This window comes from Croceimicrobium hydrocarbonivorans (assembly GCF_014524565.1).
Lineage (GTDB): Bacteria > Bacteroidota > Bacteroidia > Flavobacteriales > Schleiferiaceae > Croceimicrobium > Croceimicrobium hydrocarbonivorans.
This window is the reverse complement of sequence record NZ_CP060139.1, coordinates 2,126,279-2,150,221: the sequence shown is the minus strand read 5'-3', so window position 1 is coordinate 2,150,221 and position 23,943 is coordinate 2,126,279. Positions and strand designations below refer to the sequence as shown.

The following is a 23,943-nucleotide window of genomic DNA, read 5'->3' as shown; positions in this document are numbered from 1 at the left end:
GGAACACTATGTGTGGAATTGTTGGTTACCTGGGCAACAAAAATGCAGTGCCAGTTATTGTTAACGGACTGCGTAGACTAGAGTACCGCGGATATGACAGTGCAGGTATCGCCGTTTTAAACGGTAAATTAAGCCTGGTTAAATGCAAAGGCAAGGTTTCGGATCTCGAAGCCAAAATGAATAACAGCATTGAAGAAGCAAGTATTGGAATTGGCCATACCCGTTGGGCTACCCACGGTGAACCCAATGACACCAATGCTCACCCTCATACTTCCAATAGTGGTGATTTAGTACTCATCCACAATGGAATTATCGAGAACTATTCTTCTATTAAAAAAGCCTTAACCCAACGAGGTTATGTTTTTCATTCGGATACCGATACCGAGGTATTGGTAAACCTGATTGAAGACGTAATGAAAAGCGAAGGCGTTCACCTAGCGAAAGCGGTGCGCATTGCCCTCAATCAAGTAATTGGTGCTTATGCCATTGCCGTTATTGATCAAAATAACAGCGATCAAATTGTAGTGGCTAAGAAAGGTAGTCCTTTAGTGGTAGGTGTTGGCGAAGGCGAGTATTTCATCGCGAGTGACGCTACTCCATTCTTGGAATTTACCAAGAAAGCCATTTATCTAGAAGACGATGAAATGGCCATCATCAATCGTGGACAGGAAATCGAAGTACTTTCTATTCCAGATAACCGCACTATTGATCCTTATGTACATCAGTTAGAAATGGATTTAGCTTCTATCGAAAAAGGTGGCTATGATCATTTCATGCTGAAAGAAATATACGAGCAACCTAAATCTATTGGCGACACCCTCCGTGGTCGTTTATTACCCGAGCAAGGTTTAATCCAAATGGATGGAGTTTACCAATTCCAGGAAAAGCTTTTAAATGCTCAGCGTATTATCATCATTGGATGTGGTACTTCCTGGCATGCGGGTTTGGTTGCCGAATACATTTTTGAAGAATTAGCTCGTATTCCGGTTGAAGTGGAATACGCCTCAGAATTCCGTTACCGCAATCCGGTTATTACCGAGCGAGATGTGGTAATCGCCATCAGCCAATCTGGAGAAACTGCTGATACCTTGGCAGCGATTAAATTGGCTAAAGAACGTGGTGCTACCATTTTCGGAATTTGTAATGTGGTAGGTTCCAGCATTGCGCGCGAAACTCATGCCGGTGCTTATACCCACGCTGGTCCCGAAATCGGGGTAGCCTCTACCAAAGCCTTTACTGCACAAGTAGCAGTATTAAACTTGATCGCCATTAAACTGGCACACAAGAAAGGCTTATTGAAAGAGAGCTATTACCACCGTTTGTTAAACGAATTGAATGAGATTCCTCGCAAGATTGAAGACATGCTGAAAAGCGATGCTCAATCTCGTTATATCGCGGAACTCTATAAAGACGCCCCTAACTTCTTGTACTTAGGTCGTGGCTATAATTTCCCAGTTGCTTTAGAAGGCGCATTGAAATTAAAAGAGATCAGCTATATCCACGCAGAAGGTTATCCTGCTGCCGAAATGAAGCACGGTCCTATCGCCTTGATCGACGAGAACATGCCAGTTGTGGTAATTGCTCCTAAAAGCGGACAGTACGATAAAATCGTATCCAATATCCAAGAGGTTAAAGCCCGCGAAGGTAAAGTGATTGCCATTGTGAACGATGGTGACAGTGAGATTGCTAAAATGGCGGATCACGTGATTGAAGTGAAAGATACCATGGAAGTATTCTCTCCTCTATTAACTACTATCCCTCTGCAATTACTTTCTTACCACATCGCCGTAATGCGCGGATGTAATGTGGATCAACCCCGTAACCTGGCCAAGTCGGTTACCGTTGAATAAGATCTGAATTGCTAAAGCATAAAAAAAAGGCCTCTGAAATCAGAGGCCTTTTTTATTGATCCTATTATTCGTCGCGAAGGATCCTTGCAGGGTTAGTACGAGCCAATCGAATTACATGATAAGACATGGCGATTAATGTAACCAGGGCAATCAGCAGCAAGGCTAAAACAAAGCTTAGCCAGGGCATTGATATTCGATAGGAAAATTCTTCGAGCCAAGATGTGATACCCCATCCCGCCAAGGGGATACTAATAAGGGCTGCCACTCCAATTAAAAGCATGAATTCTTTGGCCAGGAGCATACCCAAATCCTTGAGTTCCGCTCCTAATATTTTACGCACGCTAAACTCCTTCAAACGTTGTTCTACGGTATAAGAGGTCAAGGCAAAGAGTCCCAAACCGGCTATCATTATACTGATGAAAGCAAAATAGCCGAAGATTTTCAAAAGGGTCTTTTCACTTTCGTACTGACTTTGAATACGCTCGTCCAGAAAAGTATACTCAAGCGGATGATTTCCTGCAAAATTGCTCCATTCCTCTTCCAATACTGTAAGGCCAGAACGCACTTGCCCGCCTGACAATTTCATACTGAAGAGTAAACTAAAATTGGGGCGGAATAAAATTACCAAAGGCTCCATGGGATTATGTAAGGAAGCAAAGTGGAAATCCTTGATCACCCCTACAACCTCGCCATCACTGGCTGCCTGACCATTATCTTGTAAACCCCATTGAATACGTTTACCTAGTGGTTCATCCCAGCCAAAACTTTTAGCCGCGGTTTCATTGATGATGAAAGCCTGCTGCACATCACTTTGAATGTCGTTAGAGAAAAGTCGGCCATTCACTAACTCCAGCCCCAATATTTCAAAAAAGTCCTCATCGGCAGCAATGAATTTAATGTTCTTATCTACCATTTCAGCGTTCTGCTCAATGCGAAACATCAGCTCACCTACATTGGTTCCGGGAATGGCCTGCGAGCCACTTACGCCTTCAAATTCGCTGTGTGCTAAGAGGCGATCTTTAAAGGAATCCAAATGATTAAAGACTGCTGTATCCTGAGGAATATTAAGCACCACAATTTGATCTTGCTCGAAGCCTAAGTCCATATCCTGCAAATAGCGCATTTGACTTTGAATGGCCAGAGTACCGATGATCATCAGGATGGAAAAAGCCAATTGAACCACCATAAGGATGCGTCGTAAATTCCCATAACGACCTATCTTAGGTAGGCTACCGCGTAAAATTCGTGAGCTTTGAAATTTACTTAAGACCAAGGCTGGATACAATCCCGCCATTAGAGCAGTAACTAATAAAATACCGAGAAGGGTTAGCAACATTCGCCAATCAAAGAGATCCACGAAAGCAAAGTTCTTGTCTGTAGTAGTATTGAAGGTAGCCAGCAATACCTCCACCAAACCAAGACCGATAATCATGGCCAAAAGAACCACTAAAAAGCTCTCCCCTAAAAATTGATTGCGCAATTGATTTTGCCCAGCTCCCAAAGCCTTCCTAACGCCAACTTCTTTGGCTCTTTTTACAGATTGACTTAAAGCCAGATTCACGAAATTGATGGTAGCGATAATCAGGATTAACAAGGCTAATAATCCGAAAATATAGAGATAGGACAGATTTCCTTTAGGCGTATCGTATTCCCGACTATTATCGAAATGCAAGCCCTCTAAAGGTTGCAATGTAAAGTCGGCGGTGCTGCCCCAACCAAAAGTAGCTACGAAGGGTTTGATTATCCGCTCGGTGAAATCCGCTAGTTGGGAATCAAAATCCATTTCGGCAACCGGTTGGTCGAACAGTAGATATGTTTGACATACCAAGCGGAACCAATCTCCATTGAAAACTTGCTGAGCCTGTTGCGGCAGTGTGCTCATTGAAGTAAAAGCCTGATACTTGATATCACTCGATCTGGTGCCATTTTCGACCACGCCGTTCACCGTAAACTGACTAGTACCTATGAACAATTGTTTACCCATTGCCTCACTAGGAGTACCAAAAAACTTAATAGCCAATTCCTCATTTAACACCACCAGATTTGGCCCGGCTAAAGCACCGATCGGATCCCCTTGTAATAATTTAAAATCAAAGATTTCAAAGAGAGTACTATCCGCTCTTAAAAAGTGATCTTCTCGAAATATTTGATCCTCAACTTTTATGGTCATGGACCCTCCCATTTGCATAATTCGAACAAAACTCACCACTTCAGGGTAATCGCTCATAAACTGAGGTCCGACAGGAAAACTAGTGACTGCCGCCTTAATTTCACCATTATGATCGATGCGTTCCACGATCCGGGCAATGCGATCCTTCTTAGTATGAAACTGATCATAACTCAATTCATCCTGGATGTAAAGAGCAATGAGAATGGCACTGGCTACCCCTACCGAAAGTCCAAGCACGCTAATGATGCTATTGGCCTTTCCGGCAAGCAGGTGGCGCCAGCTTACTTTTAGGTAATTGCTAAACATCATGACTGTACTTCTTCTAAGCGGTTTTGGTTTTCGCCAATCACCTTACCATCAAATAAGCGAATGCTCCGCTGGGAGTAAGCAGCATCGTGTGCAGAGTGAGTAACCATTACGATAGTGGTACCACTGCGATTTAAATCACTGAGGAGGTTCATTACTTCATCGCCGTGAACACTATCCAGATTACCAGTGGGCTCATCAGCAAATATTACTGAAGGCTCACCAACCGTTGCTCGAGCAACAGCCACCCTTTGCTGCTGACCCCCGCTGAGCTGCTGCGGATAATGGGTAGCGCGGTGATCAATACCCATTCGCTCTAAAATTTTTTGTACTTGTGCCTTTCGCTCTGCCGCCGAACGTCCTTGATAAAGCAAGGGCAGTTCCACGTTTTCAAAAACAGAAAGCTCATCAATTAGGTTAAAGCTTTGGAATACGAAGCCTACCTTTTCTTTGCGTAAGCGAGCCCTTTGCTGCTCCTTCATTTTGGCAATATTTTGCCCCTCGAAAAAGTAGTCTCCCGCGCTGGGTTGATCCAGCATTCCCAGAATATTCAATAAGGTAGATTTACCACAACCGGAAGGGCCCATAATGGAAATAAACTCTCCTTTCTTGATTTCAAGATCTACCGAATTCAAAGCCATGGTTTCCATGAGATCGGTGCGATAACGCATTTCCAGACCTTCGGTCTTAATAATTACATCATTCATGTTCTGCTGATTTTAATCGCAATTGCTCGTATTCCTTAAAACTTTCGTAGCTGGAGCTGATGATTTGTTCTCCGGGCTCCAATCCAGAGACTACTTCTATATAGTCAGGGTTTTGTCGACCTAATTCTACCGCCCTTTTAAAGGCTTGGTCACCCTTTTCATTGAGTACAAAAACCCAGTTTCCACCAGTAGAACTAAAGAAAGCCCCTCTTGGCACCACCACCGCATTAGAACTGGCACTGAGGGCCAAGCGAAGGTTTAAGCCCTGACCACTGCGCAATTGTGCCGGAATAGTGTCTTTATATTCAAAATCTACCAGGAACTGATTGTTGCTTACCTGCGGATAGACCTTAGCTACGGCTAGTTCCCAACGGTAATTATTGAGTTCGTAAAAAGCATTTTGACCGGCTTCCACGCGGGAGAGGTAATGCTCATCAATATTGGCGCGGAGGATATAGGTATCCAAATCTTCAATGCGACCAATGTTCTCGCCTCGATTAATACTCTGACCTATTTCTGGTAAAAAGGTGGTTAACTGCCCATCGATAGGAGCCTTTACTACCAGGTTTTCTAAATTTTTACGGATGGCATTCAGATTGCGCTCCATCATCTCAATGGATCGATCCAAAGCCTGTAATTGACGGGCCCGATACTGGCGATTGGTTTGAAAATTATCTTCCAGCAATTCTCGCTTCTCGACCAAATAGCGGAACCTTGCCTCAGAGTCTAAAAACTCCTGACTGGCAATAACGCTATCCATAAACAGCAGGGTATCGATAGCATATTGACGCGCCATTGCCTCTTGTTCGAAGCGTAAATCTAAAACCTGCTCCTGCAATTGTCTTTCATTGAGTTCCAGTTGCATACGGGTATTTCGGAGATTATTGATCTGTTCCACAATTTGCGTTTCCCGATTCATGAAGTCCAGCATCAAAGTCGTGTTTGCCAGTCGTAGCAAGGGCTGACCGGCCTCTACCGCCTGACCGGCCTCCACAAAGATTTCTTGTACAGTTCCCCCTTCCACGGCATCCAAAGAAAAGGACACCTCCGGCTCTACTCGGGCTTGAAATGAAATTACATCTTCAAACAAACGGGCTTCTACCTTGGCCAGTAATACCCGATCTTTTGATAGCTCATAAACCCGCTCCCCTTGTATCAAGAATACAAAGAGGGCGATTACAGAGACACTAGCAATTATCCACCAGCGATACTTTTTCCAAATTCCCGGACGTTCATCCGGACTAATCATTCGATCCAAAACCTGAATTTCTGAACCCTTAAAGCCAAGGCCTGTGCCAAGCGAAACCCTATATTGATTTTCAACGACTTACAAAACAGAAGCCCTAAACAAATCTTAAAAGTGTTCCAAAATAGAACACAAGCCTGTTCGATTTCGAGACATGAATTAAATTCACCTCATGAAAAGTGCCGCCCGAATTTTAATTATTGATGATGATGCCGATCTCCGTGAATCTCTGGCTCTTTATCTAAAAATCCACTTTTCCAAAGTTTCCGTTCTAGGTGATCCCCGAAAAGTACATGAGGCCCTTAATCAGGAAGAGTATGATTTAATTCTGCTCGATATGAATTTCCAGGCCGGTCGCAATGATGGTCAGGAGGGGCTTTACTGGCTTAAGCATATCAAAGAATTAAGACCTGAAATAATGGTCTTGTTGATTACCGCCTATGGTGATATTGATTTGGCAATTGAAGCCTTAAAAAGTGGGGCCTCTGACTTTATTTTAAAACCCTGGCAAAATCAAAAACTCCTGGCAGCCCTTTTACGGGCCTATGAATTAAAGAGCACCAAGGGTAAATTAAAGCAGTTTCAGCAGCAGCAGGATAAAAGTGGAAATGAGCTGATTCAATTATTAGAGAACAGTGCTCGCAGTGCCTCCAGTATTGCCCTCTTGCAACAAGCACGGCGGGTAGCTGAAACCGATGCTCAGGTATTAATTCGTGGAGAGAATGGCACCGGCAAAAGTCAATTGGCTCGCTACCTGCATTTAAATAGCCTGCGTAAAGATGCGCCCCTTGTAAGTGTGGATCTGGGCGCGATTCCCGAAAATCTTTTTGAAGCAGAGCTTTTCGGCGTTAAAAAAGGGGCCTTTACTGATGCACGAGAAGATCGCAGCGGCTTAGTACAACAAGCTGAAGGAGGCAGCCTATTTTTAGATGAAATTGGCAATTGCTCCTTACTCCATCAGCAAAAGTTATTGCGCTTAATTCAGGATCAGAGCTACCAAATCGTAGGTTCTCCAGAGCTCAGACATTGTAATGTGCGCATTATTGCCGCCAGCAATAGTGATTTGGAACTAGCAGTTAAGGAAGGTTTGTTTCGCCAGGATTTATACTACCGTATCAACACTATTGAACTAAAAATTGAAGCCCTTCGCAATCGCCAAGAAGACCTGGAGGTACTCATAGATTATTATCTGGATTACCACAATCGTAAATACGGCAGGCAATTGGAATTGGAGACCGATCAAAGAGCCCAATTATTAGCTTACACATGGCCCGGCAATATCCGAGAACTATCCCATAGCCTTGAAAGAGCCGTTATTTTAAAGGATGGTCATTTTGAGCAAAGCTTAGGCTCCGGAGCTAGTTCCATGCCAGGTAATGAAGCCAGTGATTTACTGTCTTTAAACCTAGAAGAACTGGAGGCCCAACATATTCATCAGGTCTTGAACCATTATCAGGGTAATATCTCTAAAACCGCTCAGCATTTAGGAGTTAATCGAAACACCCTTTATCGCAAGCTTGATAAATACCAGATTCAACATGAGGTTTAGAGGCACATTAATTCCGCTTTTAAGTCAGCTTCTACTTAGCTTGCTTTTCGCCTGGTTACTTTTGGTGCAGCACTTGTGGATCTTTTCGGCCCTTATGGCGATACTGTGGATTCTCAATGCTTATTGGCTAAACCAAAGACTGCAAAGCACCGAAAGGGAGCTGCAAAATGCACTGCGTAACAGTGAGGTTGGTGACTACAATTTTTACTGGCCAGAACAAAAGAGCGGCGGTAGCCGACGAGAATTATACCGGCTCTTAAATGTATGGCTGGGTCAGCTAAGGCAGTACAAATCTCAAAAACAGAGTCAAACTGAACTGCTCACTGATATCTTACGGCAACTACCTTTTCATCTTATTTTATTGGAAGCAGATGGATCCTTGCGAAACCTAAAGCCGGAGGTTGACTCCCTTCCGGGGATGCGGCATCATATGTCGGCGGAGGATTGGCCCCAAGTATTCCCCTATCTAAAGAAGCTCCTCGAATCGCCAAATGAAAATTCGCGTCTGGTACAGCTCCGTTATGATGGTGAAAAGCAAAATTGGCTTATTCAAAAAGTGCCGGTCATTCGGGAGGGCCACGAATTAAAACTCCTGGTTTTAAGCAATCAGCAAAAGCATTTCGAAGAGCAGGAGAATGAAACTTTGGAAAAAATCCTGCATGTGCTCACCCATGAAATTATGAATTCAGTGAGCCCGATTAATTCACTGGCCGATACCTTGGGACATCATTTGCAAATTGAGGCCAATAGTGCTGGTAACTATGAATTGAAGGAAGAGCAATTTCAAGACTTGCAAAGCACCGCCAGCATTATTAAGCGACGCAGTGAGGGCCTAATGAGTTTTGTAGAACGCTATGCGCGCTTTGCTCGTTTACCTCGCTTGCAAAAAAGTGAAATTCACTGGCCCACTTTTCTGGCCGAAGTGCAAACTTTAGCGGCTTCGGAATTGAAAGATGCCGGCATGGAGCTAGAACTTCGGATTATTCAAGGGCAGCGAAGCCTCTATGCCGATCACGATTTGATGAGCCAGGTATTATTAAACCTGATTCGCAATGCTATGGAAAGCATGCTTCAAAATCAAAGTAGCCAATTGACCTTAGAATTGGATCAAGGCGATGGCTATCATTATTTGAAGCTGATCGACAGTGGACCTGCGGTTGAAGAAAGTATGCAGGATCAAATCTTCCTTCCTTTTTTCAGCACTAAGAAAAGGGGCTCCGGAATTGGCTTAAGTCTTTCCCGCAAGATCATCATGGCGCATGGCGGTAGACTTTATTTACAGCAAAAGCAGGGCTACAAAGCTTTCTGTATTGACTTGCCCTTCTAAAAAAAACGCCCGACCAAAATAGGCCGGGCGCTATAATCACCATTATATTCTCCTTATAACTTGATGGCCAATCGCGCCATAAGGCGAGGCATCCAAGCATAGGAACCAAGGTTATCTTCCAACTCTGCCTCTTCTTCAGAGGTGTTTTCCAACATACCACTGGCATCAATATCCACACTAGGACCGCCAGCATAATAAGTACCTAATTCGATACCAAAGCCAACGCGTTTCTTAGGAACCGCACGACCAAAGCCAAAGCCCATATAAGGGGCAATGCCAGTCCAGCTTACGGTAAGGTCAATATCACCGATTTCTTCATTATCGATTACTAAATCACCGTAACCGATATCATCGTTCAGGAGAATCAAGGTGTTAAGTCCTACATTATTCAAGTAACCTAAACCCGCTACCAGTTTAAAGGAAGACTGGGTAGAAGGCTGATACTCGAGCATAATGTCGAAAACGGTAGAAGTAAGATTGGCATTTACGTTTACTGACTGACCGGAAATATCCATATCCGTATTGAAGTCATTGAAGGTAAAAGCTAAAAATCCGGCTCTTAAATTCAAGCTACGATTTAAGTTATAGGCATATTCCAAACCAAAGCCGGGCAATCCGCCGCTGATGGCAATGGCGTGGCGATTTTGCCACAATGGATATAATTCATCAGTGGCAGCTTTTTTAGCAGCGGTTGAATCTTGTGCAAATGTAGGGGCCATAAAAACCAGACCCAATACAATACTTAAAATTGACTTTCTCATTTCGTTTATTGGTCTTGGTTCAATTAGAGTCCTAAGGAATTACATGCGCGGTTAGGCATGATCACATCATAAACGCGACCATCTACAACTTGTACATTCAGGGTATCCTTTTGCACATCATTAAAGCGCGCCTGGAAATCATAAAACTCATTTTTCTCTAAAGCTGGGAAAGTAGCATAGGTAGTGGATAAGTTTTCGTTGGTAAAGGTGTACAAGTGGGCAAATGGTGCACCTGAATTATGCTTACGATAGTACATTTTCACACCAGCAGGAGGAGAAACCAAGGTATTGCTGGAACCACAGTATAAACGATAACCAATAGATACAGGCTGATTCTTTGGAACCATTTTTAACACCCTGTATTCAAATTTACCAATGGTTTGAGTTTCGGTACTAAAGTTAAAAGCGGAAGATGAAATTCCGGAAAGAGGCTGGAAAACGGGAACATCCTGTGCATAAGACGCATAACGTTTTCTGCGATTTCTTCTGAAATCGGGACCAAAATTTCCTCTTAAACTCACATGGCGACGTCTAACCTTTCCTGATCTGGAAGTCTTCTCATAAGTAGCGCGAATTGAGCCACTAATTGCCCCGGAATTAGCAGAAACACCCGGAGTATAATAGGCACCTACTCCCAGGTAATGCTTTACTGGCTTGAATTTTTTTCTACTCTTTCTGCGATAGTAACTTAAATGCTCAAGGGTAGATTCAAAGTACAGTTCAGATGTAACAGGATCTTTCTTTACTACATAAGAACGATCATCTTCAATCCAGGCGTTATCTCCTTCCGAAAGGCTCAATAAGCTTACAGAATCACCTTCCTGAAAAGCACGATTAAACTCCTCATTAGTTGCATCAGGATCGATTGGAATACGGGCCGCTACTCCACCGGTGGTCTTGCCTCCGGAAAAAGCGCGCACCGGGGTTCCATCAAGATCCATATTGATATCGAAGGTTCCGGCGTGGTCCAATAATAAGGTGTCGATAGTACCATCTTCATTTTGCACTATTTGGATTAAACCGGTACCATTGGGGAATGCAGCTTGTGCCGCTTCACTAGTATCAGAAAGGCTTAAGATGTTTACATTTAAACCGGTACCGCCTCTTTTACCAACAATCTCATTACCGTCGGCATCCAAGAATTTAACATCAGTAGGAACGGTCAGCTTAATTTTAGCCAAGCTGTCTGCTGAACCTGCATTTACCACTAAAGGCTGTGCCAATTGATTGGTATTAGGATCGATACTACCATTGGCAGAGGTGCTACCAATAGAGCTTGGTAAATTAGCTAAGTTCAACATACGGGCATTGTCCGCAAGGTAATAGTCCTCTTCAGCAATGCTAAAAGAGAGGTCGGTGCTTTTATAGCCATTAGCCTCAAAGTGAACTTTAAAGTCCAAAGGATTGCTTGGAGTAGGCTCAGCGTCCTTGCTTACCATTAATTGTAAGGTTCCAAAGTTTATTTGGAAATTCTTGGTACCATCAATATTGTAAATCGCATCGGCATCAGGGCCACTTAAGCTTACATTCACGGTTCCGTTAATTGGAGTTTCCGGATCGGTAAGATCTTCGACATCGATTTCCACTACATACTTATAAAATGTAGGGCTAATGTGTACTTGAAAATCATCCAGAATGTCATCCGTTGGGGTGCAGGCGGCCGAGATCAAGGTCAGGGCCATTAGCGAAAGAATAGACTTCTTCATCTAGTGAGTAGGGGTTAAATAATAATTGGTCTTAATTCAGACAAGTACATTTATGAACTTTCTAAACTGCCTGCAAATTAGCACAGAAACACTATTGCCTGGATTGGGCAGTAAACCTAGAACATTGAATTAAACCCAAATAAATCCCAAACCCTTGATTTTCAATTATAAAAAAAGCCCGGTCCAATAGAACCGGGCTCATATCTTAAATTATTTTCAAGCTTAGAGCTTGATGGCCAAACGCGCCATAACGCGTGGCATCCAAGCATAAGAAGATAAGTTATCCTCTAATTCAGCTTCTTCTTCAGAAGTGTTCTCCAACATTCCGCTGGCATCGATATCTACACTAGGACCACCGGCATAGTAAGTACCTACCTCAATACCGAATCCCACACGCTTCTTAGGAATAGCACGACCAAAGCCAAAGCCCATATAAGGAGCTACGCCTGTCCAGGAAACGGTAAGGTCGATATCACCAATCTCTTCATTATCGATTACCAAATCACCGTAACCGATATCATCATTAAGAAGAATCAAGGTATTTAATCCAACATTGTTCAAATAACCTAAACCGGCTACCAGTTTAAATGATGAACGAGTAGATGGCTGATACTCGAGCATAATGTCGAATACGGTGGAAGTAAGATTGGCATTCACATTTACAGACTGACCGGAAATATCCATGTCAGTATTGTAATCATTAAAGGTGAAGGCCAAGAAGCCCGCACGCAGGTTTAAGCTGCGATTAAGGTTATAGGCATATTCCAATCCAAATCCGGGTAAGCCAGCGCTGATTGCGATGGCGTGGCGATTTTGCCACATTGGATAAAGATCCTCGGTAGAACTTGCTTTAGTCGCAGTTGAATCTGTACTGCTCACTTGCGCAACTGCAGGGGCCAGGAATACCAAGCCCATTACGATACTTAAAATTGACTTTTTCATTTCGCTTGATGGTGTTTGGTTGATTAGAGTCCTAAGGCATTACATGCACGGTTTGGCAGTACCACATCATAAATGCGACCATCTACCACCTTCACATTCAAGGTGTCCTTCTGAACATCGTTAAAGCGAGCTTGGAAGTCATAATACACATTGTTCTCCAAGGCTGGGAAAGTAGCGTAGGTTACGCCCAAATTCTCATTGGTGAAGGTATACAAGTGAGTAAAAGGAGCGCCAGAATTATGCTTACGATAATACATCTTCACCCCTGCTGGAGGAGAAACTAAGGTATTACTAGAACCACAGTATAAGCGGTAACCAATTGAAGGTGGCTGAACTTTAGGCTCAATCTTCAGTACGCGGAAATTATATCCGAACCAAGATGCGGGCTCATTAGTAAGATTATAAGTTGCCGTAGAGAAAGTAGTATAATCGAATACAGCTGGGTTATATGGACTGGTAGTACTGAAATAACGCTTAGGGTTGGTGCGGAAGTTTGGTCCGAAGTTACCACGGATGTAGAGGTAGCAAGAATAACGACGACCCCAACGCATGTATGAGAAACGACCGCGAATACGACCACTCACTGCGCCGGCGTTCGCCTGAGTTCCTGGAGAATAATAGGCACCAATACCATGACGGTAATAGGTTGGACGCCACCATCTTCTTCTTCTCCATCTCCACCAAGATAAGTGGTTAAGAGTAGGCTCTACATATAATTCACCTGTACCTGGATCTTTCTTAACCACGAAAGAACGATCGTCAATTTCCCAAGAAGGATCGCCATCAGAAAGACTCATCATACCTACGGAATCACCTTCTTGATAAGCACGGCTAAATTCGTCGTTCCAAGCATCAGCAGGAATTGGAATACGCGTAGCAACGCCACCAGATGTTTTACCACCGGAGAAACCACGAACAGGAGTACCGTCGAGGTCCATATTAATTTCATAAGATCCAGTTTGATCAAGAAGGATGGTGTCAATTTTACCATCGTTCATCACCAATTGCATTAAGCCAGTTCCATTAGGGTAAGCTTGCTGAGAAGCTTCACTGGTATCAGAAAGACTTAAAACATTAACGTTTAAGCCAGTTCCGCCTCTTTTACCAACGATTTCATTACCGTCAGCATCCAAGAATTTAACATCGGTAGGAATAGTGATATTGATTTTAGCCAGGCTATCAGGAGAACCCGCCTTAACCACTAAAGGTTGCGCTAACTGATTGGTATTAGGATCAATTCCGCCATTGGCTGAATTACTACCAATACTGCTAGGTAAAGTTGCAAGGTTTAACATACGGGCTAAGTCGGCCATATAATAATCCTCTTCACCAATAGCAAAAGATAATTCGGTCTTTTTGTAACCATTAGCTTCGAAACGAACTACAAAGTCTAATGGATTGCCAGGAGTAGGTTCAGCGTCCTTTCTTACCATTAACTGCAGGGTTCCAAAATTTACCTGGAAGTTCTTAGTTCCATCAATATTATAGATCGCATCAGCATCTGCACCGACTACGCTTACATTGATTTTACTGTTGATGGCATCTTCTGGATTAGTGAGGTCTTCCACATCAATTTCTACCACATACTTGTAAAAAGTAGGGCTAATGTGCACCTGAAAATCATCCAGGATGTCGTCTGGTTTGGTACAAGCAAAGGCGAGGAGCAACAGTGCAAGTAGAGATAAGTACTTGTTTTTCATGATGAAGGGGTTATTCGTATAAAATTAGCAATATTAAATTAAATCCCCACCTCAGCTAATGGCAAGGCTAGAGTTTTCAAGTTCAAAAAACGTCTATTCTGGTTGAAACTACAAACCTTTGGGGTCGACCGACCATTAAATCAACATGAAATTTCGTGAACTACCGGTTTTCTATAACCAGCTACAGGTTTGAGTTTAGAGCTGGTCAATAATTTAAAAGCAGATTTAGCGCCCTGTTTCAAGCAAGGGAAAATCCCATTGGTTTTGGGAAAATCCCCCAAATAAAAAACAAGGCTTAGAAAAGCCTCGTCAGGTTTACTGCAAGTCTTTCGCGAGCTTGCAGAGTTGTACGAACTCTCGGCGGCTGCCATGCGGGTCCGGGCCCAGGTTAGATTCGGCTAAAGCAATGGCCGAATCGAGGCTACTCGAACCTGCATAGCTGCTCCGGCGAAGCAGTAAAACATATTGGAGCACCGCCGAGAGGAATGCGAAATCAGGGTTAGTACTGTTTATTGAATATTCTAATTAGATAGCCCTGCCTTGAATTTTAGATTCTTCCTTCGATTTATATCGGGCCGGTGTCCCACTGAAATAATACCTCTCTGGATTTACACCTATCGATGGCATGCATCTCCATTTTGGGAAATAAAGTCCTTGATTAACAATCCAAATCCACGGACTTCCTATCAAGTTGATGAAGGCTTTGCCAGATCGTTCCCAACTCTGTAGATCAAGCATCATTTTAAATTCTTTACGAGCTAAACAAGGAAGATTCGAATTTCTTCCAGCCGGGTCTTCATCTATTTCAAGCATCAATGCTCCCGAAGCTTTCGCCCTATCCATTAAGGAGGTAGTATCAATAAGATTGGCTGGAATATGGCTGCCTCTTGCTGCCTCTGGAACTCTTTTAGCTTCTTCTTTGGATTTAAACTGAGCCGGGCTTCCACTGCTGGGCTCTACCTTAACCCCAGGGCAGTAAGTTTGGGGTAAAGTGTCAGGACCATTGACTTTGACCCCATCAATGATGTACTCACAGTGCGCATCTGGATTACAGCTACTATTTACATTTGAAGGAACACAACAAATCAATGGAGCGGCTACGGCGTATATATCTCGCACCGCAATTTCTTGAATTTCTTCTGAGGTAAGCATTCTACAAGAATGCTTATCAATTAAAGGCACCTCGTATTCAACTACCAATTCATCGGGACTATTCTCCTCACTTTCTATCATCATAAAATCCTGCAAGGTTGGGGAGTTGGGACTAATTAAAACTCCTGTCATTTTCAAGGTAGTGTAAGCAATGAAACTCACTCTAACCGTGTAGGTGCCCGGAGGTACTGGATTTATATGGTATTTCCCGTCAAAGTCAGTCTGACCTTCAGCCACGATTGTACTATCAGCATCAATTATACTAATACTAGCCAGAGGAATAGTCTCTCCTGTTAATGAATCGGTAATCGTGCCCTTCAATGACCCCGGTCTCTGCTGGGCCCAAAGCCCAAAACTCATCAATAGAAATAGAACAAAAATTAAAGGAGTGTTGCTTTTCATAGCTAAGCTATTAAGGTTAAAATCCAGCGGTTTTTCCGATGGCACTCCTTTCTGCAGAAAAGAAAAATGCGCTTATATCTTCTAGACGTCAGCCCTCTTTTCTGGTTGCATATTCTTGCGCTAAATTTTTAGATTTTTTGTAGAAAATGGGCCAAATCACGATGCTGCCTCAGCATGCTGCGCCCTTCACGATGACTCATAAACCCATAGCCTCGCTCTTGATTAGCCCGAGCAATGCGCTCCATCAGCGCACAATGCCGGATGATTTCCCTCCAAGCAAAAAACAGGGAATGCTCAGGATCATAAATATGAGTGGGCTCACTGGCTACCCCATTCACTTCGATCACTTTAAAATTTTGTCCCCTTAGAAGCGAATCCCAATCTTTAAAAAGAATATCCAATCGGCCATAATAAAAGCCAGGCATGCGATCGCAAATTGCTTGAATAGCGGTTAACATTTCAGAACTAAGCCGATTACTAACATCCCTAAATTCGGCTCCCCGACTGTGACTGCCAAAAGGAACCAAGATCATTTCTTGCCCAGGCTTCAGAATCTTCTGGAAGGCTTTATGCCCATATTCTTGCAATAAGCGCTTGTACTGCATTCGACTGCGCGGTTGATCGTCGATTAAGTCTTCCAGGCTGCTTTGCCCATCGCCCACCACCTTTAAAAAGTGCTTTTCTACCACTCCGGTAACTGTACCCTGACTATCACCCGGCATACGGACATAGAAAACGCCCACTTCATTTGAATAGGGAATGTACTCTTGTAATAGATAGGACCATTGATGCGAGCTTAATTCTCGAGTTAAGGATTGTTTATTCCTAATCAATTTCACCCCCATTCCCCGGTATCCCATATCTGGTTTCAGGATGAGCGGAAATTTTAATTGAGACTGACGCAAGCGAAGTTCAATATGTCGTATTGATGCCTCCTCTTCTGGTTTCCAAAGAATAGTCTGAGGATAGGAGCCTAAGGGCAAGCTCTTGTACATATCCATTTTAGAAGCGAGGGTCAAGCCTCCATAACTAAAGCCAGGGTTCACCGCATTGAAGAAAAACAAGGTTCGATTACGCAAAGACCAAAACAACCAAATTGGAAATAAGGGATAATAGATAAAGGCATAGTGCCAATACTCCCAGTGAAGGAACCGATGTTTAAAATTTTTGGCGCGTCGAATCAGTCTATGCATATATTCCTTCTGTCGAAAGGAACCGAATTTACTTACATCCTTCCTAATTATTTAGACCAATGCACATAGCCTAATTGGCATTGTCATTTTCAATGAAAGCTAAATCCTATGAAGTTAGAGAGGACGTATTTTTGCCAATTCAAATTAGTTCTGGTTCTATGCTTCAATCTATCCATCATATTGCCATTATTTGCTCGGACTATGAACGATCTAAGGATTTTTATTGCCGCATTCTCGGTCTGGAAATCATTGAGGAAGTCTATCGCGAAGAGCGCCAATCCTACAAACTGGATCTGGCTTTGAATGGCGAATACTGCATCGAACTTTTTTCATTTCCGAATGCCCCGAAGCGCCCTTCCTATCCAGAAGCACAGGGTCTGCGGCATTTGGCCTTTGGGGTAAATGATCTTCCCAAGGAAATAGAGCGTTTAGAGAATCATGGGATCGCTTGTGAAGCAATCCGAATAGATGAATATACCCACAAGAGATTTAGCTTTTTTAGCGATCCTGATGGTTTACCGCTGGAACTTTACGAACTTCATCCAGCCACAAAGCTTTAGTATGAAACATTGGTTCTTCTTCCTTCTTTGCTCAGTTTTGATCCTGAGTTGTAATCCAGCCCCCGAAGCTCAAGGCCAAGCTAAATCAGCTTTTAAAGGTCAGGCCAGCAATATTCCCTCCGGTTTGGAATCTGGCCAAAGCTACCTTTCGGTATACTCACATATTTACAGTAAAAGTCAGGCGCGCAGCGAGGATTTAACAATCACCATCAGCCTGCGCAATACCGATCCCGAGTACCCACTTTATTTAAGCAAAGCCGAGTATTACAATACCCATGGAGAGGCGATTAAAAACTACCTCGATCACTCCGTAAAACTTGAAGCTCTGGAAACCTTGGAATGGGTAATTGATCAAAAAGACCGCAGTGGTGGTAGCGGTGCCAATTTCCTTTTTAGCTGGGCCCAGGATTCATTAGCCAGCGATCCACTTTTCGAGGCGGTAATGATTTCTACTTCCGGCCAACAAGGTTTATCTTTCCATACCACCGCTAAACGTATTCGCTAATGTTTCTGGCCATCCTTACCAAAATCCTCTTTTTAATAGCAGTAGTGGACCCCATTGGCTCGGTTCCGGTGTACCTGGAAGCCACCAAATCCTTAGCCGACTCTGAGAAGAAAAAAGTAGCCATTCGAGCCAGTCTTTTAGCCGCCCTGATTTTACTTTTCTTTATAGTAGTGGGTCAATTGATTTTGGAGGGAATGGAAGTAAGTTTAGATGCCTTTCAAATTTCAGGGGGTCTAATTCTCTTTCTCTTTGCCCTTACCATGATTTTTGGGGAAGGTAAACCGATGTCGGAACAGCACTTAATTTCGGATTATAAACATGTAACGGTTTTCCCGGTAGCGATTCCTTCCATTGCTTCACCAGGGGCCATTATGGCTGTAGTACTTCTTACCGACAATCATCTTTACAGTATTCAAGAACAAGCCTTAACTAGTCTTTTAGTGCTGGTGGTTTTAGGGCTTACAATGATTCTACTTTTAGCCGCCAATCGAGTGCAAAAAATTGTGGGCAGCTATGGTATCACCGTAATCAGTAAGGTAATGGGGTTGATCCTGGCTGCTTATGCCATGCAAAGTATCCTCAGCGGCTTACGCGATTTCTTTGGCTTAGGTTAAGCCCAAACAAAAAAGCCAGAACTCCGAAGAATTCTGGCTTTGAATATCATAAAGCTGATGCTTAACAGTACTCGTCGAAAGCAGCCGTTAAGTTCTGAGCGATTACTTCCGCTTGGCGACCTTCGATATGATGTCTCTCGATCATATGCACCAGTTTACCATCTTTAAAAAGGGCAATACTAGGAGATGAAGGAGGGAATGGTGCCATTAATGCACGGGCAGTATTTACTGCATCCACATCATTACCTGCAAAGGCAGTAATCATGCGATCTGGAGTTTTAGCGTGCTGGGCTGCCATTTTCACGGCCGGACGAGCATTGGCTGCTGCGCAACCACAAACCGAATTGATCACTACCAGGGTGGTGCCTTCGGACTTAATATTTTGTTCTACTTCCTCTTTGCTGCGGGTTTCAGTAATACCGGCATCAGTGAGGTCGGCGCGCATAGGGGCAATAATATCTTCGGGATACATAGATACTGTGTTTTAATTTGAGTGGCAAAATTACAAACAAAAAAACCCCGACGATAATCGACGGGGCGGATATAAAGTTTTATTATGATCAAATAAAGAGGTGTAAACTCTGGGCCGACTTCTCACGATTGAAGTCCTCAACGGCCTGCACCAGCATACGCTTCTTTCGCTCGCTTAAAATGCTGATGGAAAACTTCTGATCTACTTCTTTGCCTTCACGGTTTACGTAGGTTACAACCAGCTTATCGCGGAGACCACTAAAATCGAGTTGCAAATTGGTGATGTTCATTCGAGGTACCACCAAGGTTTTCCCAAAGAGGGTACTTAAAGCTAGATGCGATCGGAAAGTGATTTTATCCTTGCGCAAATTCATGCTAAACATCGGATAGCCAACATAAGCGTAAAAGGCTACAATGCTCAACAAGATTAAAGAGGTGAGGTAGCCATTAATCTTAAGGCCACCCAAAAATCCTGGAATAAAATACAAGACCACATCGGCAATAGCCAAGAACAAGAGCGCCACGGGTGCCCATTGCAAGGTCTTTCGGATTTGAAAATTTGTGATTACCATTAGATCAGGGGTTTTGGTTCCTCTTAATATACGTAAAATTTTGGGTTTTGGTTTAATCCAATATCAAGCCAAAATCATTTTTTTCGTTTAGAACGAAAAAATTGTTGTAACAGCTCTGTACTCTCATTACGTAAAATTCCCTCAACCAGTTGGGTTTTAGGATGTAATCGTGATCCAAATTCGCGGTATCCTCTTTTTTCATCGGAAGCCCCAAAGACTACCTTCGAAATTTGCGTCCAAAACAAAGCCCCGGCGCACATACTGCATGGCTCGAGGGTAACATATAAGGTGCAATTACGCAGGTACTTACCTCCCAGATAATTAGCCGCCGCGGTAATCGCTAACATCTCCGCATGAGCCGTTACATCGTTAAGGCGCTCGGTCATATTATGGCCTCGACCAATAATTTTCCCCTGACTCACAACTACTGCTCCCACCGGGATTTCGTCCTCCTCATAAGCCAGTTGGGCCTCTTCCAGGGCCTTACGCATAAAATACTCATCATTAAAGGGCTCAATCATAGTCGAAAAGGGGCGATTATTTTTCCGTTTCAAAAATAGGCATGCCCAAGCGATATTGTAATTTTGCCGGCTAAAATCAAGTTAATGTATCGATCTCATCATTGCGGAGAATTGAATGCTTCGCATATCGGCGAAAAAGTAAAATTGAGTGGCTGGGTACAACGCAGTCGCATCTTGAGTGGAATGACTTTTATCGATTTGCGAGATCGTTATGGAATAACGCAATTGGCTTTTAATGATGGCTGGGACGCAGATTTGCAAGAGAAAGCCCGCAAAGTGGGTCGCGAATTTGTGATTGCTATTGAAGGTGAAGTATTGGAACGCGAAAGCAAAAATCCCAATATGGCTACCGGTGAAATTGAAATTAAAGTCAATAATCTAGAGATCTTAAACGCCGCTAAAACCCCGCCTTTTACTATTGAGAATGACACCGATGGCGGTGAGGAACTGCGCATGAAATACCGCTACCTCGACCTGCGTCGTAATCCTTTACAAGCGAGTATTAAACTTCGTCATAAGGTAGCTCAGGCAGTGCGCTCATTTTTAAATGATGCCGACTTCCTGGAAATCGAAACCCCTTATCTGATCAAATCCACCCCGGAAGGAGCACGTGATTTTGTGGTGCCTTCGCGGATGAACCAAGGTCAGTTTTACGCCCTACCGCAATCCCCGCAAACCTTCAAGCAGCTCTTAATGGTTTCGGGCTATGATCGCTATTACCAAATTGTGCGTTGCTTCCGCGATGAAGATTTACGTGCCGACCGTCAGCCTGAATTTACGCAGATCGACTGCGAAATGGCCTTTGTAGAGCAGGAAGACATCCTTCAACAATTTGAAGGTTTGATCAAGAGCCTGCTTAAGGAAGTTAAAGGTGTGGATATCGATTCCGTTCCTCGAATGACCTATGCCGAAGCCATGGAGCGCTATGGTAATGATAAGCCCGATATCCGTTTTGGAATGGAGCTTAAGAATTTAAACGATTTAGCTAAGGACAAGGGCTTTGTGGTTTTTGATCAGGCAGAAGTAGTGCTCGGGATTTCCGTTCCTGGCGCATCAGGCTACAGCCGCAAACAATTAGACGCCCTTACCAAGTGGGTGCAGCGTCCCCAAATTGGAATGCAGGGATTGATTTATTCGAAGTACAATGAAGACGGTACTTATAAATCATCCGTAGATAAATTCTTTAATGAAGAGGCTCAGGCCGAATGGCATAAAGCCGCTGGCAGCGAGGCCGGCGACCTTTTATTGATTCTGGCGGGTAGTGAGAACAAGACTCGCAAGGCCATGAGCGAATTGCGCTTATACATGGGTGAAGAGCTCGGATTGCGCAATCCGGATGAATATGCCCCATTATGGGTCTTGGATTTCCCATTATTGGAATGGGATGAGGAAAGTGGCCGCTACCATGCCATGCACCACCCCTTTACTTCGCCTAAGCCCGAAGACATTGCACTATTAGATACCGATCCCGGCAAGGTTAGAGCCAATGCCTACGATATGGTTTTGAATGGCAATGAGATCGGTGGTGGCTCTATTCGTATCCACGATCGCAAAGTACAAAGTCGTATGTTCGAAATGTTGGGCTTTAGCGATGAAGAGGCCAAGGCTCAATTTGGTTTCTTAATGGACGCCTTCGAATATGGAGCTCCTCCTCACGGTGGTATTGCCTTTGGCTTTGACCGACTGGTGGCGCTTTTAGGTGGTTCAGAAACTATTCGCGATTTTATTGCCTTCCCGAAAAACAATGCAGGTCGTGACTTAATGATTAACAGTCCGGCCCCAATTGATACCTTGCAATTAACTGAACTGGGCATCGACCTTCGTCCCCAAATCGATTAATGGCACAAAAACCCCATAGCCTACTGGGTAAGTTCCTGTTGTGGCGAGCCAAGAATATCCCCCAAGATCGCTTTGTGCTGATCTTGAGTGTTATTGTAGGCTTAATAGCGGGATTAGTGGCGGTGCTTTTAAAGAATACCACTCACTTTATACAGGAAATTATACACTCGGGATACCTCAACCAGTATTTCAATGTGTATTACTTCCTCTTTCCAATTGTTGGGGTTGCACTCACACTTTTAGTAAAGCGCTGGATTAGGGTTCCCGTTGGAGAAGGTATTCCTTCCGCCCTATTTGCCATATCCCGCCGCAGCGGCTTTATCAAGTCTCATAAGATGTTCGCCTCGGTAATTACCTCCGTTTTTACGGTGGGTTTTGGGGGCTCTGTTGGTCTGGAAGGACCTACCGTTAGTACGGGATCAGCTATTGGCAGTAATCTGGGGCGATTGATGCACCTGAACTACCGCCAACGAATATTGATGATTGGCTGTGCTACAGCTGGAGCTATCGCTTCTATTTTTAATGCGCCAATTGCAGCCATCATTTTTACAATTGAGATTTTCAGCCTCGACCTGACTTTAGTTTCCCTGGTTCCCCTTTTATTGGCTTCGGTTTCCGGAGCAGTGACTTCCATCTTTATGGAAGGTAACGATTCACTATTCCATTATTCTTCTATTGACCCTTTCCGCATTGAGGATTTACCCTGGTATGGCCTGCTGGGTGTTTTTACGGCCTTAGTATCCGTTTACTTTAATAAGGTTTATTTCTACTTCGATGATTTCTTCACTAAAATTGAGAATAAGTTTCGGAAGTTACTCCTTGGTGGCGTTGCCCTCGGATTAAGTATTTGGCTGATTCCGCCACTCTATGGAGAAGGATATGAAACCATAAATGCCCTGTTGAATGGTGATGTTTTGGAAGTTGTAAAAGAAAGCTTCCTCTTCCAAAAATATGATGGCCCCTATGTAATCATGATCTTATTATTAGGTCTGGTTTTCATTAAAATTTTGGCGGCTGTATTCACCTTTGGTGCCGGTGGGGTTGGCGGTATTTTTGCTCCTTCCCTTTTTGTGGGCTCTGCCCTGGGCTTTGTTTTTGCCTTTATTATTGTGGAGTTTGGCATTGGTGATATCAACACCACCAATTTCGCTCTTGTAGGCATGACAGGACTAATGGCCGGAGTGCTTCATGCTCCGCTGACGGCCATCTTTATGATTGCCGAAATTACGGCGGGCTATAATCTATTTATTCCTTTAATGGCGGTTTCAACCATCTCCTATCTGGTAACCCGAAACCTAATGCCCTTCTCAATCTACAATATGCAATTGGCGAAAAGAGGAGAGCTGATAACCCATAATAAGGACCACGCCATTCTCACTCTGCTCAGCCTAAAAAAGGTGATTGAGGACGATTTCAAGAAGGTTTCCCCCGAAATGAATTTGGGGGAGTTGGTAAAGGTGGTGAGTCGCTCCCGCCGAAACTTATTTCCTGTAATCGATGCCAATGAGGAACTAGTAGGCGTGCTTACCCTGGATGATTTCCGTGGCATTATGTTCGAGAGTGAGCGTTATGATGAAACCTTCGTGTCTGAATTGATGAGCCCTCCGCCGGCCATTATCGAAAGTGAGGAGAACATGAATGAGGTTATGAAGAAATTCCAATCTACTGGCGCTTGGAACCTCCCCGTAGTTGAAAATGGAAAGTACATTGGCTTCGTGAGTAAGAGCAAGCTCTTCTCGGTTTACCGCCGCAAACTAATGGAGTTTGGTTAGTCATATTTAGACTACTTTGTAGTTTAAATCCGGTAGGCAAATTCAACAATATTTACACGTTTCAGGAAAAGCAAATTC

At 43.6% G+C, this 23,943-nt stretch carries 21 protein-coding genes; 8 read left to right on the top strand and 13 right to left on the bottom strand.

All coding sequences use genetic code 11. The features are described 5' to 3' along the window. The first annotated feature begins 8 nt into the window (after positions 1–8). Positions 9–1,850, top strand: coding sequence for a glutamine--fructose-6-phosphate transaminase (isomerizing) (gene glmS, locus H4K34_RS09615; RefSeq protein ID WP_210757208.1), 1,842 nt, complete (start codon positions 9–11; stop codon positions 1,848–1,850). 64 nt (positions 1,851–1,914) lie between these two features. On the opposite strand, the gene H4K34_RS09610 is transcribed toward glmS, so the two are convergent. Genes H4K34_RS09610 through H4K34_RS09600 form a run of 3 tightly spaced genes read right to left on the bottom strand, consistent with a single transcriptional unit; the run spans position 1,915 to position 6,282 of the window. Then, positions 1,915–4,329, bottom strand: coding sequence for an ABC transporter permease (locus H4K34_RS09610; protein WP_210757207.1), 2,415 nt, complete (start codon positions 4,327–4,329; stop codon positions 1,915–1,917). Then, positions 4,326–5,021: an ABC transporter ATP-binding protein gene (locus H4K34_RS09605; RefSeq protein ID WP_210760569.1), complete on the bottom strand. Its 696-nt coding sequence runs from the start codon at positions 5,019–5,021 to the stop codon at positions 4,326–4,328. The genes H4K34_RS09610 and H4K34_RS09605 overlap by 4 nt, the downstream gene beginning before the upstream one ends. A 4-nt stretch (positions 5,022–5,025) precedes the next feature. Beyond that, complete coding sequence (locus H4K34_RS09600) at positions 5,026–6,282, bottom strand: efflux RND transporter periplasmic adaptor subunit (protein WP_246452229.1); 1,257 nt, start codon at positions 6,280–6,282, stop codon at positions 5,026–5,028. Between the two features lie 169 nt (positions 6,283–6,451). On the opposite strand from H4K34_RS09600, the gene H4K34_RS09595 reads away from it, so the two are divergent. Both H4K34_RS09595 and H4K34_RS09590 read left to right on the top strand, forming a co-directional pair. Further along, positions 6,452–7,828, top strand: a complete 1,377-nt coding sequence (locus H4K34_RS09595) for a sigma-54-dependent transcriptional regulator (protein ID WP_210757205.1) — start codon at positions 6,452–6,454, stop codon at positions 7,826–7,828. Further along, positions 7,818–9,155, top strand: coding sequence for a sensor histidine kinase (locus H4K34_RS09590; RefSeq protein WP_210757204.1), 1,338 nt, complete (start codon positions 7,818–7,820; stop codon positions 9,153–9,155). Before H4K34_RS09595 ends, H4K34_RS09590 begins: the two co-directional genes overlap by 11 nt. A 53-nt stretch (positions 9,156–9,208) precedes the next feature. On the opposite strand, the gene H4K34_RS09585 is transcribed toward H4K34_RS09590, so the two are convergent. The 7 genes from H4K34_RS09585 to H4K34_RS09555 form a co-directional block, all read right to left on the bottom strand. Then, positions 9,209–9,916 (bottom strand): hypothetical protein, encoded by a 708-nt coding sequence (locus H4K34_RS09585; RefSeq protein WP_210757203.1) that lies wholly within the window; start codon positions 9,914–9,916, stop codon positions 9,209–9,211. Positions 9,917–9,939: 23 nt separating this feature from the next. Continuing rightward, positions 9,940–11,622, bottom strand: a complete 1,683-nt coding sequence (locus H4K34_RS09580; protein WP_210757202.1) for a hypothetical protein — start codon at positions 11,620–11,622, stop codon at positions 9,940–9,942. 222 nt (positions 11,623–11,844) lie between these two features. Continuing rightward, on the bottom strand, positions 11,845–12,564 hold the full coding sequence (locus tag H4K34_RS09575; RefSeq protein WP_210757201.1) for a hypothetical protein: 720 nt from the start codon (positions 12,562–12,564) through the stop codon (positions 11,845–11,847). A gap of 23 nt (positions 12,565–12,587) precedes the next feature. Continuing rightward, on the bottom strand, positions 12,588–14,264 hold the full coding sequence (locus H4K34_RS09570; protein WP_210757200.1) for a hypothetical protein: 1,677 nt from the start codon (positions 14,262–14,264) through the stop codon (positions 12,588–12,590). A 315-nt stretch (positions 14,265–14,579) separates the two neighbouring features. Further along, positions 14,580–14,777: a YfbK domain-containing protein gene (locus H4K34_RS18185; RefSeq protein ID WP_210760568.1), complete on the bottom strand. Its 198-nt coding sequence runs from the start codon at positions 14,775–14,777 to the stop codon at positions 14,580–14,582. Between the two features lie 12 nt (positions 14,778–14,789). Further along, on the bottom strand, positions 14,790–15,818 hold the full coding sequence (locus H4K34_RS09560) for a carboxypeptidase-like regulatory domain-containing protein (protein WP_210757199.1): 1,029 nt from the start codon (positions 15,816–15,818) through the stop codon (positions 14,790–14,792). Positions 15,819–15,946: 128 nt separating this feature from the next. Beyond that, on the bottom strand, positions 15,947–17,011 hold the full coding sequence (locus H4K34_RS09555; protein ID WP_210757198.1) for an ATP-grasp domain-containing protein: 1,065 nt from the start codon (positions 17,009–17,011) through the stop codon (positions 15,947–15,949). A gap of 158 nt (positions 17,012–17,169) precedes the next feature. Here H4K34_RS09555 and gloA2 point away from each other — a divergent pair, with 158 nt between their 5' ends. The 3 genes from gloA2 to H4K34_RS09540 are packed head-to-tail and all read left to right on the top strand — an operon-like array spanning position 17,170 to position 18,690. After that, the gene (gene gloA2, locus H4K34_RS09550) at positions 17,170–17,571 is read left to right on the top strand and encodes an SMU1112c/YaeR family gloxylase I-like metalloprotein (protein ID WP_210757197.1); all 402 of its coding nucleotides are present in this window, start codon (positions 17,170–17,172) and stop codon (positions 17,569–17,571) included. A 1-nt stretch (position 17,572) separates the two neighbouring features. Beyond that, a complete protein-coding gene (locus tag H4K34_RS09545) occupies positions 17,573–18,076 on the top strand; it encodes a DUF3124 domain-containing protein (protein ID WP_210757196.1) in 504 nt (167 codons plus the stop codon). Further along, positions 18,076–18,690 (top strand): MarC family protein, encoded by a 615-nt coding sequence (locus H4K34_RS09540; RefSeq protein ID WP_210757195.1) that lies wholly within the window; start codon positions 18,076–18,078, stop codon positions 18,688–18,690. The genes H4K34_RS09545 and H4K34_RS09540 overlap by 1 nt, the downstream gene beginning before the upstream one ends. Before the next feature lie 61 nt (positions 18,691–18,751). Here H4K34_RS09540 and H4K34_RS09535 read toward each other — a convergent pair whose 3' ends face one another. The 3 genes from H4K34_RS09535 to H4K34_RS09525 all read right to left on the bottom strand — a co-directional run bounded on the left by H4K34_RS09535 (position 18,752) and on the right by H4K34_RS09525 (position 20,254). Further along, the gene (locus tag H4K34_RS09535; RefSeq protein ID WP_210757194.1) at positions 18,752–19,162 is read right to left on the bottom strand and encodes a BrxA/BrxB family bacilliredoxin; all 411 of its coding nucleotides are present in this window, start codon (positions 19,160–19,162) and stop codon (positions 18,752–18,754) included. A gap of 88 nt (positions 19,163–19,250) precedes the next feature. Then, the gene (locus H4K34_RS09530) at positions 19,251–19,733 is read right to left on the bottom strand and encodes a hypothetical protein (RefSeq protein ID WP_210757193.1); all 483 of its coding nucleotides are present in this window, start codon (positions 19,731–19,733) and stop codon (positions 19,251–19,253) included. 74 nt (positions 19,734–19,807) lie between these two features. Next, positions 19,808–20,254: a nucleoside deaminase gene (locus H4K34_RS09525; protein ID WP_210757192.1), complete on the bottom strand. Its 447-nt coding sequence runs from the start codon at positions 20,252–20,254 to the stop codon at positions 19,808–19,810. Between the two features lie 84 nt (positions 20,255–20,338). Between H4K34_RS09525 and aspS the strand changes: the two genes are divergently transcribed. Together aspS and H4K34_RS09515 are read left to right on the top strand one after the other, a co-directional pair. Next, positions 20,339–22,093, top strand: coding sequence for an aspartate--tRNA ligase (gene aspS / locus H4K34_RS09520; RefSeq protein WP_210757191.1), 1,755 nt, complete (start codon positions 20,339–20,341; stop codon positions 22,091–22,093). Then, entirely contained in the window at positions 22,093–23,865 is a 1,773-nt protein-coding gene (locus tag H4K34_RS09515; RefSeq protein WP_210757190.1) for a chloride channel protein, read from the top strand. Before aspS ends, H4K34_RS09515 begins: the two co-directional genes overlap by 1 nt. The last annotated feature ends 78 nt before the right edge of the window (positions 23,866–23,943 follow it).